The sequence below is a fragment of the Macrococcus brunensis genome (assembly GCF_004359615.1).
Taxonomy (GTDB): Bacteria; Bacillota; Bacilli; order Staphylococcales; family Staphylococcaceae; genus Macrococcus; species Macrococcus brunensis.
In genome coordinates this window covers 13483-28341 of the sequence record NZ_SCWA01000016.1, presented here as the reverse complement: position 1 = coordinate 28341, position 14859 = coordinate 13483, and the positions used below count along the sequence as shown (strand labels likewise).

The 14859-nt window shown below is 42.8% G+C and carries 14 protein-coding genes; 11 read left to right on the top strand and 3 right to left on the bottom strand.

Annotation, left to right across the window (positions count from 1 at the left end):
• Positions 1-5: 5 nt before the first annotated feature.
• The 3 genes from ERX27_RS08835 to ERX27_RS08825 are packed head-to-tail and all read left to right on the top strand — an operon-like array spanning position 6 to position 3465.
• Positions 6-968, top strand: coding sequence for an ABC transporter ATP-binding protein (locus ERX27_RS08835; RefSeq protein WP_133432479.1), 963 nt, complete (start codon positions 6-8; stop codon positions 966-968).
• Entirely contained in the window at positions 968-1834 is an 867-nt protein-coding gene (locus ERX27_RS08830) for an ATP-binding cassette domain-containing protein (RefSeq protein ID WP_133432478.1), read from the top strand. The genes ERX27_RS08835 and ERX27_RS08830 overlap by 1 nt, the downstream gene beginning before the upstream one ends.
• Before the next feature lie 14 nt (positions 1835-1848).
• Complete coding sequence (locus ERX27_RS08825) at positions 1849-3465, top strand: peptide ABC transporter substrate-binding protein (protein ID WP_133432477.1); 1617 nt, start codon at positions 1849-1851, stop codon at positions 3463-3465.
• A 55-nt stretch (positions 3466-3520) separates the two neighbouring features.
• On the opposite strand, the gene hxlB is transcribed toward ERX27_RS08825, so the two are convergent.
• Together hxlB and hxlA are read right to left on the bottom strand one after the other, a co-directional pair.
• A complete protein-coding gene (gene hxlB, locus ERX27_RS08820; RefSeq protein WP_133432476.1) occupies positions 3521-4078 on the bottom strand; it encodes a 6-phospho-3-hexuloisomerase in 558 nt (185 codons plus the stop codon).
• Positions 4079-4083: 5 nt separating this feature from the next.
• Positions 4084-4716, bottom strand: a complete 633-nt coding sequence (hxlA, locus tag ERX27_RS08815) for a 3-hexulose-6-phosphate synthase (RefSeq protein ID WP_133432475.1) — start codon at positions 4714-4716, stop codon at positions 4084-4086.
• Positions 4717-4942: 226 nt separating this feature from the next.
• Between hxlA and arsD the strand changes: the two genes are divergently transcribed.
• The 8 genes from arsD to ERX27_RS08775 all read left to right on the top strand — a co-directional run bounded on the left by arsD (position 4943) and on the right by ERX27_RS08775 (position 13692).
• Positions 4943-5290: an arsenite efflux transporter metallochaperone ArsD gene (arsD, locus tag ERX27_RS08810; protein WP_133432474.1), complete on the top strand. Its 348-nt coding sequence runs from the start codon at positions 4943-4945 to the stop codon at positions 5288-5290.
• The gene (gene arsA / locus ERX27_RS08805) at positions 5271-6998 is read left to right on the top strand and encodes an arsenical pump-driving ATPase (protein WP_133432473.1); all 1728 of its coding nucleotides are present in this window, start codon (positions 5271-5273) and stop codon (positions 6996-6998) included. Before arsD ends, arsA begins: the two co-directional genes overlap by 20 nt.
• A complete protein-coding gene (locus ERX27_RS08800) occupies positions 6988-8661 on the top strand; it encodes an FAD-dependent oxidoreductase (protein WP_133432472.1) in 1674 nt (557 codons plus the stop codon). Before arsA ends, ERX27_RS08800 begins: the two co-directional genes overlap by 11 nt.
• The gene (locus tag ERX27_RS08795; RefSeq protein WP_133432471.1) at positions 8658-8972 is read left to right on the top strand and encodes an ArsR/SmtB family transcription factor; all 315 of its coding nucleotides are present in this window, start codon (positions 8658-8660) and stop codon (positions 8970-8972) included. The genes ERX27_RS08800 and ERX27_RS08795 overlap by 4 nt, the downstream gene beginning before the upstream one ends.
• On the top strand, positions 8969-10261 hold the full coding sequence (gene arsB / locus ERX27_RS08790; RefSeq protein WP_133432470.1) for an arsenite efflux transporter membrane subunit ArsB: 1293 nt from the start codon (positions 8969-8971) through the stop codon (positions 10259-10261). Before ERX27_RS08795 ends, arsB begins: the two co-directional genes overlap by 4 nt.
• 122 nt (positions 10262-10383) lie before the next feature.
• Positions 10384-12474, top strand: a complete 2091-nt coding sequence (locus tag ERX27_RS08785) for a heavy metal translocating P-type ATPase (RefSeq protein WP_133432469.1) — start codon at positions 10384-10386, stop codon at positions 12472-12474.
• A 230-nt stretch (positions 12475-12704) separates the two neighbouring features.
• Positions 12705-13391, top strand: a complete 687-nt coding sequence (locus ERX27_RS08780; RefSeq protein WP_133432468.1) for a transglycosylase family protein — start codon at positions 12705-12707, stop codon at positions 13389-13391.
• Positions 13392-13506: 115 nt separating this feature from the next.
• Complete coding sequence (locus ERX27_RS08775) at positions 13507-13692, top strand: CsbD family protein (protein WP_133432467.1); 186 nt, start codon at positions 13507-13509, stop codon at positions 13690-13692.
• Positions 13693-13734: 42 nt separating this feature from the next.
• Here ERX27_RS08775 and ERX27_RS08770 read toward each other — a convergent pair whose 3' ends face one another.
• Entirely contained in the window at positions 13735-14835 is a 1101-nt protein-coding gene (locus tag ERX27_RS08770) for a DUF418 domain-containing protein (protein ID WP_133432466.1), read from the bottom strand.
• Positions 14836-14859: the final 24 nt, after the last annotated feature.

Genomic DNA, 14859 nt, shown 5'->3' with positions numbered 1-14859 from the left:
TTCATATGACAGAATTACTAACAGTAAAAAATCTTCAGGTCAGCACGAAGAAGAAAGCTTCTATTGTTAAAGGGGTCTCTTTCAATGTTGAACGTGGAGAAGTATTCGCCATTGTCGGTGAGAGTGGCAGCGGTAAAAGTATCACGACACAGTCTATCGCAGGCATGCAGGCAGGGAATCTTAATCTGAATGCAGAGCAGATTCAGTTCAACGACCACGACCTGCAGAAGGCAAAGAATAAAGATTGGCTAAATATCAGAGGGCATCAGCTGGGTATGATTTTTCAGGATCCGATGACGTCACTGAATCCGACACTTACGATAGGTAAGCAGCTGATGGAAATATTCATCATCAAAAAGAAATACTCCAAAAAAGCAGCAAGAGAAGAAGCCATCCGCCTGCTGAAAAGTGTGGAAATCACTTTGCCGGAAGCAAGACTGAAACAGTATCCGCATGAACTGTCCGGCGGTATGCGTCAGCGTATTGTCATTGCCATGGCGCTGGCTTTATCACCTGACCTGGTCATTGCTGATGAGCCGACTACTGCTTTAGACGTCACGACACAGAAACAGATTCTGTCACTATTGCAGAAACTGAAAGAAGAGAAAGGTAGTGCGATACTCCTGATCACCCATGACCTAGGCGTTGTCGCTGAGATTGCAGACCGATTGGCTGTGATGTATAGCGGCAGAATAGTGGAACAAGGATCTGTGGAAGATATCTTCAATCATCCGAGACATCCTTATACAGCAGGGTTACTGGCCTCATTGATTAAAGACGATGCAGATAGAAGTCAGCCGTTATATTCAATCAAAGGCAGACCTTCTATGGCACACGAAGTTCCGCGAGGTTGTCCGTTTGTCGATCGTTGTCCGCATGCCATGAATATCTGTGTCTCACATTATCCGGCAACGACACAGAAGCAGGACCATCAAGTTGATTGCTGGCTTGAGGAGGTGAGAGCTTAATGAGCCTGATGACAATTGAGCAGGTGGATAAGTTTTATCCGCAGAAAGTAGGATCACCTGTGCAGATTCTGCATAGCGTCTCTTTCACGATTAATGAAGGAGAAGTATTAGGTGTCGTTGGAGAGAGTGGCAGCGGGAAGTCTACACTTGGTAAACTTCTGACTAAAATAGAATCTTATCAGCATGGCAGTATTCATTTTAAAGGACAGCCGATTGATACGCTGTCCAAGAAAGAACTGAAGAACTTCAGACGTCAGGTTCAGATGATTTTCCAGGATCCAGATTCATCTCTTAATCCTCGGATGAAAGTACATGACATTATTTTAGAAGGGGTCAGAGGATTTGGTATTCAAGTTGGCGATGAGGATGCCTTTGTTCAGGAACGACTGAACGAAGTTGGATTATCCAGTCAGTTTAAGGACCGTTATCCTTCTGAACTGTCAGGCGGTCAGAAGCAGCGTGTCGGAATAGCGAGAGCACTGGCGGTTGAGCCTGAGTTTCTGGTGGCAGATGAACCGATTTCTGCACTCGATGTTTCGGTACAGGCGCAGGTCCTCAATCTGATTCGCAAATTGCAACGAGAGAAGGCGCTGACTTATCTGTTTATCGGCCATGATCTCAATGTCGTCCGCTATATCAGTGACCGTATTATTGTCATGTATAACGGTTCTATCCTGGAAATCGCAGAAAGTGAAGAACTCTTCAGCAATCCAAAGCATCCCTATACGAAGCGGTTAATGGATTCAAGTCCAGTACAGCATCCCAAAGACCGACGTGTAAATGAAGTGTCAGTAGACCGACCGGATTACGGAGCGGTCAAGTCATATCAGCAAATATCAGACAGCCATCTAGTGGCTGTACATTAAAGGAGAATAGATAGATGAAAAAAATAGGTATCGGTTTAGCAGCAGCAGTTATTTTACTTTCAGGTTGTGGCAATGCAGATTCAAAGTCGGCTAAAAAATCAGGCTCAAACGGACAGAAAGCAGCACAGACACTTAAACTTAACCTGGGCGGAGAACCTTATACGCTGGATCCGGCCTTCGCATCCGATACAACATCCTGGTGGGTCATCGACAGCATCTACAGTGGTTTATACCGTAAAGGGAAAAACGGCGAACCGCAGCTTGATTTAGCCGAAAAAGCAGATGTCTCTAAAGATGGTAGGACTTATACGTTCACAATTAAAGACAATCTGAAATGGTCAGATGGTAAAGAACTGACGGCGCAAGATTTTGAATATGCATGGGAACGTGTGCTGAACCCGAAAACGGCAGCGTACAGCCCTTCAACTTTCTACTTCATTAAAGGGGCAGAAGCATATAACACAGGTAAAGGGAAACTGGAAGACGTCGGTATCAAGACGATCGATGACCACAAACTGCAAGTTGAACTGAAGGATCCAATCAGTTTCTTCCCTAAAGTCCTGACAGGGGCAGCAGCGTATCCAGTCGAAAAAGAAGCAGTATCTAAAGGAAAAGACTGGGCATCAAAAGCAGAGACACTTGTGTCTAATGGACCTTTCAAACTGAAAAGCTGGAAACACAATGATTCACTGGATATTGAAAAGAATGACCAGTATTACAATAAAGATAAAGTGAAACTAAGCGGTGTCAACTTCCGTATGGTCGCGGATCCGAATACAGAATATCAACTGTATAAAAGCGGACAGCTGGACCTTCTGGCATCTGTTCCAGCTGATATTCTGAAAAGTGTCAAAGACAGCAAGGAACTCGTCAGCTATGAGAACTTCTCAGTCGGTACTTATTCATTCAATGTCAATAAAAAACCTGTAGATAATAAAAAAATCCGTCAGGCTTTAAGCTATGCGATTGACCGTCAGTCGTTTGTTGAAAATGTCTTGAAAGGCGGACAGAAACCGGCCTACGGTTATGTCTCATACGGAGTTAAAGATGCAGACGGCAAAGACTTCAGAGAAGAAGGCAAGAAGTATTATGAATATAATCCTGCAAAAGCAAAACAATTGTTAAAAGAAGGACTGAAAGAAGAAGGATTAACAGCTTTACCTAAACTGACGCTGAAAACAAACAGTGAAGGCATCAACAAAAAATCAGCAGAAGTGATCCAGGAAATGCTGAAACAGAATCTTGGTATTGATGTCAGCATTGAGGGGCAAGAATGGAAAACGTATATCGATACATTTAAGCAGAAGAACTTCCAGCTGGCTCGTATGGGCTGGGGCGGCGACTTCCTTGATCCATACCCGGTCCTTGCATTATATGCATCAAACAGTTCAAGTAACTTCACTAACTGGAAAAACAAAGAATTTGATGCATTGCTTGATCAGTCACTGAAAACAGCAGATGATCAAAAACGTCTTGCATTACTGCACCAGGCAGAAGATATTCTCATGGATGAACTCCCTATCCTGCCAGTGAACTTTGGCTATTCCAATACATTGATCAAAGAAAATATTAAAAACGTTAAGACAGATGCATTAAGTCGACCAGACTTCATTTATGCTGAGAAAGAATAACTGTAAACTGAAGATAAAAAGACCGATTCATGATTGAATGAATCGGTCTTTTTCGTTATTCAAGATTAGCGTGTTTACCGTACATTTTAGCTGAATCGAGATGGTTCAGTTCCATGTAACGAAGGATGACTGCATCGAAGAAAAGTAGTAATGTCTGTTCAAAGAGGGAACCCATCGGCTGAATCGTCTGCTGAGCGTCTGCGGTCTGGTCCTTAGCGACGCCTGGCAACTGAATTGTCAAATCTGCCAGCTGACCGAGTGTAGAGTCAGGCTTAGTTGTGATAACCGCTACTTTGCCGCCGAGACGTCTGGCTTTGTTTGCGATAGCGACTAATGTCTCAGTCTCACCAGAACCAGAGCCGATAATAAGCAAATCATCTTTCTCGAGATTGGCAGTCACAGTTTCACCGATGATATAAGCATCAATACCCATATGCATCATGCGCATGACCAAGGCTTTACCCATCAGGCCGGATCTGCCTGCGCCTGCTACGAATACTTTGCTGGTGTCTGAGATTGAGTGAACAAGTTGTTCTGCATCAGTTTCTGCGATCTGCGGAATCATCCCTTGCAGTTCCTGGATAACTGTTGTCAGATACTCCGTTGTCTGCATCGTGATTATCCTTTTTGCACGAGGTCATGCATTTCACGTGCAGTAGCTGCCATGTCATCTGCGCCTGTGATGCCGCCACCGACGATGACGAGGTCAGGATGCTGTTCAATGACTTCTGGCAATGTCTCAAGTTTGATACCGCCTGCAACAGCAGTCTTAGTATTTTTCACAACACGTTTGATAGTCGCAAGGTCTTCGAATGAGTTTTTGCCGACTGCCTGCAGGTCATAACCTGTATGCACACAGATATAATCTACTCCAAGAGCGTCCAGTTCTTTCGCGCGTGTTTCAATGTCTTTGACTGCAATCATATCAACCAGGATTTCTTTACCTTGTTTTTTAGCTTCTTCTACAGCGCCTTTGATTGATTCATCTTCAGCTACACCTAGAATCGTGATAATATCTGCACCGGCAGCAGCTGCCTGACCGACTTCATAACCTGCAGCGTCCATGATTTTAAGATCTGCCAGTACGGTTAAATGAGGGAAAGCTGCTTTCACTTCTTTGACTGCTCTCAAACCTTCATTAATAACGACAGGAGTACCGATTTCGACGATATCGATATGCTGCTCTACTTGTTTGACGGTGTCGATAGCACCGCTAATATCTACTAAATCAAGTGCAAGTTGTAATTTCATAATAAGCTCCTTTATGATTCATAGTTTTAAATTCAGAATGATGTATTTTCATATGTTTTCTGCATCATTCTTCTCTTCAGTATACATGATAATTGAATGAATGATAAATTTAGTGATTGGATGATAAAAGTAAATGATGAAGTTTAATATCTAGTATACTTTAACATAGACAAGCATAAATATAGATGTTACTCTATATTTAAATTATTGATGAGGTGATGAGTAGATGTTAGAGGTAAAAATGTATGAAGAAGCGATGTGCTGTTCAACGGGAGTATGCGGGCCAAGTCCTGATCAGAAATTAATAGAAGTGACTCGGTTAACTGAGAAGCTGAAGAATGAGCATATTACTGTAGAACGATTTAATCTAAGCAGTCATCCAAAAGCATTTCTTGAGAATAAAGAAATTATGAATATAGTTAAGGAAATAGGTAATGATGTGCTGCCGATTACCGTTATTAATGGTGATATAGTGAAGACACATGACTACATCACTGAAGAAGAAGCAGATGAAATTATTACAGTCAATAACCTTCAGGAAGGGAGCTGCTGTAATGGAAGTAACTGCTGCTGATTGTTATAAAAAAATTGATTTAAGTTGTGCCGCATTGACGAAATACTTATTTTTCACTGGTAAAGGCGGTGTAGGCAAGACAACTCTATCCAGCAGTTACGCTGTTAATCTGGCACAGAGAGGATATCGCGTTGCGCTGATCAGTACGGATCCTGCCAGTAATCTGCAGGATGTCTTTACGATGAAGCTGACGAACAGACTGACACAGATGGCTGAAGTGCCGAATTTGTTCATCGCTAACTTTGAGCCGCTGCAGGCAGCTGAAGATTATAAAAATAGCGTCATTGAACCTTATATCGGCATTCTTTCTGACGATATGCTAGAGAATATGAAAGAACAGCTAAGCGGTTCATGTACGGTGGAAGTAGCTGCATTCAATGAGTTTACCCGCTTTATTGCTAATGAAGAAGTGGAGGCTGCGTATGATTATGTCATCTTTGACACTGCACCGACAGGCCACACCTTACGCATGCTTGAACTGCCATCCGCATGGGATAACTACCTAGAGACGACGAGCCATGATGCGTCATGTCTTGGACAGTTGTCCGGACTTGATGAAGATAGAGACAAATACAAGACGGCATTGAAAAAACTGCGGGACAAAGAGATGACGACTTTGATGCTTGTCGCCCGTGCAGAGATCAGTGCACTTAAAGAAGTAAAGCGCGCGCAGGAGGAACTTGAAGCAATTGGTGTCTCGCGCTTTCATGTCATAATTAATGGCTTGATTACACAACCATACGGAGCAATATCAAAAGCCAAAATGACATCTCAGCAAGCGGCCTTAACTAAGTATGAGGACTGGTTAAAAGAGCAGGATATCTACTATGCACTTTATCAGTCAGCTCACGAAGAAGGCATAAGCGGTTTAGTCAAGCTTCTCAAGTACAATAGTCCTGTACAACCGGATACTTTTAAGGCACAAAGTCATCCGGCTATTGATGAGCTGGTTGCTAAAGTGGAAAGTTCAGACCTGCGTTATCTCTTTATGATGGGAAAAGGCGGAGTAGGTAAAACGACTGTAGCCCGGCTTATTGCTGAAGCGCTGGCAGCTAAAGGGCATCATGTCCATCTGGCAACCACAGATCCTACGAAAGAAATAACAGCTGCCGCTAATGACTGGCTGAGAATCTCTTACATAGACGAAGATGAAGCACTTGCTCAATATAAAGCGGAAGTTTTTGCGCAGGCGGGCGATCTCACTGACGACGAAAAGAACTATATTGAAGAAGATCTGCGGTCACCGTGTACGCAGGAGATTGCTTTCTTCAGAGCGTTCAGTGAAATCGTTGCTGACGAGACATCGGATTACGTCATTGTCGATACAGCCCCGACCGGTCACACTTTACTGCTGCTTGATGCCTCTGAGAGCTATCATCAGGAAGTCATAAAGAATGAAAAGAAACTGCCTGAAGCAGTGGAACAGTTACTGCCGAAGATCAAAAATAATCAGCTGACTGAGATGATGATCATCACGTTGCCGGAAAGAACACCGTATCTGGAAGCAGCAAGACTTGCAGATGACCTGGAGCGAGCTGGCATTGCACATTCCAACTGGGTCATTAATCAGGAACTTGTGTCTTCACGAGAATCAGATGATTTGTTTGCTGCCAAGAAATTTGATGAATCTAACTGGATTAAAAAAATAAGAGAACATAGCCACGGTCATTACTATACTATTCCTTTTGGAGGACATGATGAAAACTAAGAACATTGTCATTATCGGTTCTGTTGCTGCTGGAACAAGTGTTGCTGCAAAGGCGCGTCGAAACGATGAAACATCGCATATTATTGTCTTTGATAAAGACACGGATATTTCGTATTCAGTCTGTGGGATTCCTTATTACATCGGCGGGGAGATTGCTGAGATTGATGAACTGACGCCGCGTGATGCAAAGTGGTTCAAGGACCGTTTTAATATCGATATTCATACGTCGCACGAAGTCCTTGCTATTGATAAAGATAAGAAGATGATTGAAGTCAAGAACCTGCTGACAGGTGACACCTTCAATCAGTCCTATGATGAACTCGTGCTTGCAACAGGCTCACGGCCACGCTCTATCCCGCAGATTGATGACCAAGCCTACCACAATGTTTTTCAGGTTAAGACAATAAATGACGCCAAATTGATACACCATTATATTGAAGTAAATAATGTGAAGGAAATCACGATAGTCGGAGGCGGCTTTATCGGTCTTGAGATGCTTGAACAGCTTGCAGCTTATCGTGTCCGGTTGATACAGAGAAGTGCACTCATGAGTCAGCTTGATGAAGATATGAGCTTTATGATTGAAGATTATCTGGCAGATAAGGCGGAGCTTCATACTTATAGTGAGATTGCTGCTGTACAGTCTGACTGCGAGAAGGTAACGGGTATAGAACTGACAGATGGCAGTGTGTTTGCTACAGACCTCGTCATTCTGGCAGTCGGTGTGGTACCGAATACAGAACTTGCTAGTAACATCGGTGTGATGACAGGTATGACAGGTGCTGTTAAAATTAATGAGCGTCTTGAGACGAATGTCCCGCATATCTATGCAGTCGGTGATGTAGCTGAAGCGTTCCATGTCCATACGAAAGCGCCGATGTACCGGCCGCTCGGTTCTACTGCAAATAAAATGGGCCGTATTGTCGGTGACCGTCTGACAGGCGGTGACCTGACCTTCCGCGGTATTCTCGGCACTGGTATTGTCAGAGTATTTGACATGACGATTGCACAGACAGGTTATACAGAGAAAGAAGCACTGGCTGCAGGTGTAACAGTTGATGTTATTCATAATATCAAGCCGAATCGACCTGAATATATGAAAGGTAGAGAGATGACCATCAAAGCAGTGATTGACAGAGATAGCGAGAAAATCATCGGTGCCCAGATCATTGGTTACGAAGGTGTCGATAAACGGATTGATGTGCTTGCGACCGCTATTACGTTCGGTGCGAAAGCAGAAGACCTCTTTCACCTGGACCTTGCCTATACGCCGGCTTTTTCCACTACGAAGGACCCAGTCATCTACACTGGGATGATCAGCCACAATATCACACGCGGTCGAAAGATTATGACACCCGAACAACTGCTGAAACGTATTGCTGACCACACCATTACAGTTCTGGACGTACGCTCTCCGAAGCAATATGAACAGGCCCATGTCAGAACAGCTATCAATGTGCCCCTGCAGCAGTTAAGACACTATGCAGAACAGATGGATAAATCAAAGCCGGTTGTTACTTACTGTAACAAAGGGACGACAGGGAATGCAGCGCAGAACATTCTGATCAACCTCGGCTTTAACGAAGTCTACAATCTGTCAGGCGGTAATACGAACTACCAGCGTTATATGAAGATGAGTGAAAGAAAGGAAAGAATAAGATGAACTACGAAGAAACAGCAAAACTTATGAAGACCATCTCAGACCCGAGCAGACTGGAAATTATCGATATGCTATCATGTGGCGAACTGTGTGCCTGTGATATTCTGACACATTTCACTTTTTCACAGCCTACGTTAAGTCATCACATGAAAGTACTCGAGCAGCAGTCAGTCGTCTCCAAAAGAAAAGAAGGCACAAAAACAATGTATCAGCTGAATTATACTGTGCTGGAAGCACTGCAAAGCCAGTTTATGCTCATTACTTCCCCTACTGATACATGCGTATGCCGCACTGAAGCAGGAGCAACCGCATGACGCTGCTTGCCATTATTATATTTCTCGTTACATTGACCTTTGTTATCTGGCAGCCGAAAGGCCTTGATATTGGTATAACGGCTGTTATAGGTGCTCTTGCAGCGCTTCTGACAGGTGTTGTTGATTTTAATGATGTCAAGGATGTCACAGGTATTGTCTGGAACGCGACACTGACATTCATCGCCGTCATAATAATCTCTCTTATTCTGGATGAGATTGGTTTCTTTGAGTGGGCAGCAAGACATATGGTTAAAGCATCAGGTGGAAATGGTATTAAGATGTTCATCTATATTACGCTGCTCGGTGCTGTCGTCGCTGCTTTTTTTGCTAACGACGGTGCCGCACTCATTCTGACCCCTATCGTTCTTGCCATGGTCAGAAATCTGAGATTTGAGGAGAAACTTGTCTTCCCGTTTATTATCGCCAGTGGTTTTATCGCAGATACGACTTCCCTGCCACTCGTTGTCAGTAATTTAGTCAATATCGTATCAGCAGATTATTTCGATATCGGTTTCCTGGAATATTTCCTCGTCATGATTATCCCGAACTTATTTTCGCTGCTGGCAAGTATCGCTGTACTTTATCTTTATTTCAGAAAGTCGATTCCACGCGTATTCGATGACAGTATGCTTGAAGCACCTAGCAAAGCTATTAAAGATAGACAGCTTTTCAAATATGCCTGGTACGTACTCGGCCTGTTGCTGGCCGGCTACTTAGTGAGTGAATTCGTCCAGCTTCCAGTCTCACTGATAGCAGGGATAATTGCCATTATTTTTTTAGTGCTGGCGCGTCGTTCATCTGCTGTCAACGTCAGAAAGGTGATGCAAGGGGCGCCGTGGAATATCGTCTTCTTTTCAATCGGTATGTATATCGTTGTCTACGGTCTTAAGAATGCCGGCATTATAAATGTGCTCGCAGATAATATTGCTGCACTGACACAGCATGGTCTGTTCGCTAATGTAGTAGGGATGGGTTTTATCGCTGCCTTGCTCTCTTCTGTAATGAACAACATGCCGACAGTGCTTATCGATGCTATCGCTATTCAACAGTCAGGTGCAACAGATGCTATTAAGGAAGGTCTTATCTATGCGAATGTCATCGGTTCAGACCTTGGACCGAAGATTACACCGATTGGCTCACTTGCAACATTACTCTGGCTGCATGTCCTGAGTCAGAAAGGTGTCAAGATTTCGTGGGGCACATACTTCAAGACAGGTATTATCATTACATTACCTGTATTACTGATGACACTGATCGGCCTCTATCTCACTTTACTGTTAGTTCAATAATGTAGAACTTAACACCCTCGCTCATGTACTTAGAGAAGGACATTATAGTTTTATATAGAATGGAATCATACGCTTGCTAAGTAGATGATGACATTATCTATCAAGCATCTGGAGGTGACAGGATGAATGAAGTAACTGAACGTAAAACCTATCGCATACAGAACCTGTCGTGTTCCAGCTGTGCGAAGACTTATGAAGAAAATTTAAAAGCCCTTCTTCATGTCCAGGATGCTGAAGTGAACCATGTGGCGGCGAAGATCTATATTACTGGAGATACGACGATTGCTGAGCTGGAAAAGGCGGGCGCTTTCGATAATGTAAGAGTGAGAGATGTCAGTGAGCGCCAAGGTGAGAAAGAAAGTTTCTGGAAGAAGAAAGAGAACTATCCTGTATATGCGGCCGCTATACTTATCATTATCAGCTTTGCTCTGTCTGATACACTCGGTGAACATTCATGGTTACCTGCAGCGGGCTATCTTACTGCTATGGGTATCGGCGGTTATTTATTATTTATAACAGGGGTCAAGAATCTCATCCGACTGAAGTTTGATATGAATACATTGATGACCATTGCAGTGATTGGAGCTGCTTTAATCGGAGAATGGCAGGAGGGGGCGACTGTTGTCATTCTGTTTGCAGTCAGTGAAGCACTGGAACGTTATTCTATGGATAAAGCGAGACAGTCTATTCACTTGTTGATGGACGCAGCACCTTCAGAAGCATTGATCCTTAGAAGCGGTATAGAACAAATGGTCAATGTCGCTGATATACAAGTTGGCGATGTGATGATTGTGAAACCAGGCCAGAAAGTCGCGATGGATGGTAAGGTAATCCGAGGACAATCAACGATTAACCAGGCAGCTATCACCGGGGAAAGCGTGCCGGTAACTAAAAACTTAAATGATGAAGTCTTTGCAGGGACGTTGAACGAAGAAGGCTTGCTGGAAGTAGAAGTCACTAAGCTTGTAGAAGATACGACGATTTTAAAAATCATTCATTTAGTCGAAGAAGCTCAGGGTGAACGTGCACCGTCGCAAGCTTTTATCGATCGTTTTGCGAAATACTATACACCTGTCATTATGCTGATTGCCTTTCTCGTTATGCTGATACCGCCACTATTCTTAGGCGGCAGCTGGCATGAATGGCTGTATCAAGGTCTCGCTGTACTGATTATCGGCTGTCCATGTGCACTCGTCGTCTCTACACCTGTTGCGATTGTTACAGCTATCGGTAACGCTGCAAGACAGGGGGTGCTCATTAAAGGGGGTATCCATCTTGAAGAAGCAGGGCATATTGATACTATCGCATTTGATAAGACGGGTACGCTGACAAGAGGAATTCCTGCGGTTACAGATATTTATCCGCAGCACAATGAAGCACTAACAATCGCAGCCGCGCTTGAAAAAGGGTCTCAGCATCCACTTGCCACTGCTGTTGTCCGAAAAGCAGAAGCTGAGCATCTGGACTATTCTACAGTACATATCGATCACTTTCAGTCTCTGACAGGTAGAGGCGTGAAGGGGGAAGTAAATGGCAGAACTTATTATATGGGGAGTCCGGCACTTTTTGAATCACTGAGACTTGGGACGGATGCCAGAATCACAGAATGGCAGTCTGAAGGGAAGACAGTTATATTGTTCGGCAGCGACTGCATCGAATTGATGCTGGCAGTTGCGGACCAACTACGACCGGAAGTACCTGATGTGCTGAATGAACTGCATAAGATGAAGGTTAGGACGATGATGCTGACCGGCGACAACGAAAGGACAGGTGAAGCTATCGGTAAACAGGCCGGATTGTCTGCAGTTCAAGCGAACCTCATGCCTGAAGATAAATTGAATATCATTCAGGAAATAAAGCGGCAGCATACGGTGGCGATGATTGGAGATGGGGTCAATGATGCGCCTGCACTTGCAGCGGCAGACATCGGTATAGCGATGAGTGGATCAGGGACAGAGACAGCTCTGGAAACAGCGGATATCGCTTTGATGTCCGATGACTTGAAGAAACTACCATATATGATACGCTTAAGTAAAAAGACATTGACTGTCATCAAACAGAACATTGCATTCTCACTATTGATCAAAGTGATTGCACTCCTGCTTATTATTCCGGGCTGGCTGACATTATGGATAGCTATATTCTCAGATATCGGTGCTACGTTGATTGTCACGCTGAACAGTATGCGGTTGTTAAAAGTGAAAGATAGATAGTAGGATTCAAAGTATTATTAAGAGTATGAAGAATAACAGTGAAAAGATAGCTCATAAACCCGAACATAATATTACAAACACATTTCAAACCGTAATGGTTGTTATATGGCTGATATAATTTGTTATTTCGGCGTAACTCATGACATCTTTTTATGTGGTACAGTATATCTTGTAGCTTAAAGCATATCGATATAAAATATAACCAACAAATTTTGGAGGGTTTTCATACAATGAATAAAACTATCTTATCAACTACTTTAGCCTTAGGATTAGGTGTTACTTTAGCAGGACAAGCAGATGCTTCAGCATTCACTAACGATGATGTACAAATCGACAAAGCTCATCTTGCTGATCTGGCAATGAACCACCAGGATAAATTAAATGCAGCACCTATTCAAGAAGGTGCATACGATTACGAATTCGATTATAATGGATATCATTTTGACTTCGAATCAAACGGTTCAACTTGGACTTGGAAATACTTCACTGAAGGTTATGCGCCAGCTGCAGCACCAGCTGTAACTGCTCCGGCAGCAATCGCACCAGTACAAGCACCAGTTACTCAAACAGCGCCAGTTGCTCAAACAACTACTTATAAAGCACCAGTAAGCTATCAGGCCCCAGTACAAACTTACACAGCACCTAAAGCAGCGACAACTCAAACATCTACTTCAGGTGTTTCTGTAAACGCTCACTTACAAGTCATTGCACAACGTGAATCAGGTGGTAATATCCGCGCTATCAACCCGGATTCAGGTGCAGCGGGTAAATATCAGTTCTTACAAAGCACTTGGGATATGGTAGCACCAGCTGGATGGGTAGGTAAATCACCTGCATCAGCGCCAGAATCAGTACAAGATGCTGCAGCAGTTAAATTATACAATGAATACGGTGCACAGCACTGGGTTACTGCATAATAGAATATTGATTTTTAAGCCTAGGATTACCCTAGGCTTTTTTTATGTGGAAAGTTTAATATTCTGTTCTTTAGGGTAAAATATTATTACATTACTGATAGAAAGGATGATTAGAATGGCTTTAGATGGCAAATTTGATCAGCTTAAAGGAAATGTACAAGAAAAGTTTGGAGAAGCAACAGATAACCAGGACTTAAAAGACAAAGGTGCAGAGAATAAAATCTCCGGCAAAGTAAAAGAAGTGACAGAAAACGCTAAAGATGCAGTGAATAACAAAGTGGATGAATTTAAAAATAAATAATACTAAACGACTGATGATAAGCTATCATCAGTCGTTTTTTATCTATTTTAGGTATGTGACTTTTCGCCATAGCCATTCCAGGGGACCCATCTTATAGTGTTTAAGATACAGATTGCTTAACCATAAGAGAAGGAGTGCGATCGCTGCAAGTAATAAGTGAAGCGTAATGATATGCAGACTATTATAGAGTCTAAATACATAAAATATCAGAAAGAGAATCAGGCTTTGAACGATATAGGCAGAAAAGGCAAGTTTACCTAACGCCTGAAATGGCATAAGAAACTTAAGCCACACACTATGGCTGCATAATAGTACAAGGGTCATGACATAAGCGGCCGCAAGTATTGTCCCGCCGACATAGACCACTTCATAATGACCTTTTAAAGCGAATATCTTAATCATTACACCACTGCTCACAGTGACCATGATTGAAATGACAGTCGCTTTTCTGAAGATTTTCAGCTTATAAAATACATTTGTTCTGAAGCACCACATACCGAATAAAATGAACGGCATAATCATCAGAACAGCGTCTATGATATTAAAGACTGATAAAGGAGTGGCGAGTTCTGTAAATTGTAAAGCATTCCATTTAATAATTCCCATGATATCACTCTGATTAATTGCTTTAGTAAGCATTTTGTCAGAGGTATCAGCTAAAGGAATATCTGACATGAAAATTGATGTTAACAGTGTAATAAAAGCCATGAATGAAAACTGAACGACGGCTACAATCAATGAAACGATGGGTTTAGCGAAGAGGAAAGGGATACAGAGTAGAGCAAGCGTAGCATAAGTCTGTAAAATATCACCATAAAATAGAAGAAATCCGTGCACGAGTCCAAAGACCAGCATGGCTATAAATCGTCTTAATAAGATAGGTGAAGGGTTCTGTCCGCGCTGTTTGATATTCCTGAACATGATAGCCATCCCCATACCGAATAAGAACGCGAATATAGGATAAAATGAGTTGTGAATGAACACAACATTGATATCATAAATCCACTGGCTTAACGGATCCCGATAAATCTCTTTAGGTGCATTGTAAACATTGGCATAATGAAAGCCGAGCGCATTCATAAAAAGAATGCCGATCAGACTGATGCCGCGTATAATATCGATACTGATAATGCGTTCTTTCATAAATAATCATTCCTATTCTATAAT

Coding starts and splice junctions, on each gene's coding strand:
- ERX27_RS08795 (WP_133432471.1), top strand. CDS start 8,658: ATGAACTACGAAGAAACAGCAAAACTTATGAAGACCATCTCAGACCCG.
- hxlB (WP_133432476.1), bottom strand. CDS start 4,078: ATGCAGACAACGGAGTATCTGACAACAGTTATCCAGGAACTGCAAGGG.
- ERX27_RS08785 (WP_133432469.1), top strand. CDS start 10,384: ATGAATGAAGTAACTGAACGTAAAACCTATCGCATACAGAACCTGTCG.
- ERX27_RS08835 (WP_133432479.1), top strand. CDS start 6: ATGACAGAATTACTAACAGTAAAAAATCTTCAGGTCAGCACGAAGAAG.
- arsD (WP_133432474.1), top strand. CDS start 4,943: ATGTTAGAGGTAAAAATGTATGAAGAAGCGATGTGCTGTTCAACGGGA.
- ERX27_RS08775 (WP_133432467.1), top strand. CDS start 13,507: ATGGCTTTAGATGGCAAATTTGATCAGCTTAAAGGAAATGTACAAGAA.
- ERX27_RS08800 (WP_133432472.1), top strand. CDS start 6,988: ATGAAAACTAAGAACATTGTCATTATCGGTTCTGTTGCTGCTGGAACA.
- hxlA (WP_133432475.1), bottom strand. CDS start 4,716: ATGAAATTACAACTTGCACTTGATTTAGTAGATATTAGCGGTGCTATC.
- ERX27_RS08825 (WP_133432477.1), top strand. CDS start 1,849: ATGAAAAAAATAGGTATCGGTTTAGCAGCAGCAGTTATTTTACTTTCA.
- arsB (WP_133432470.1), top strand. CDS start 8,969: ATGACGCTGCTTGCCATTATTATATTTCTCGTTACATTGACCTTTGTT.
- ERX27_RS08770 (WP_133432466.1), bottom strand. CDS start 14,835: ATGAAAGAACGCATTATCAGTATCGATATTATACGCGGCATCAGTCTG.
- arsA (WP_133432473.1), top strand. CDS start 5,271: ATGGAAGTAACTGCTGCTGATTGTTATAAAAAAATTGATTTAAGTTGT.
- ERX27_RS08780 (WP_133432468.1), top strand. CDS start 12,705: ATGAATAAAACTATCTTATCAACTACTTTAGCCTTAGGATTAGGTGTT.
- ERX27_RS08830 (WP_133432478.1), top strand. CDS start 968: ATGAGCCTGATGACAATTGAGCAGGTGGATAAGTTTTATCCGCAGAAA.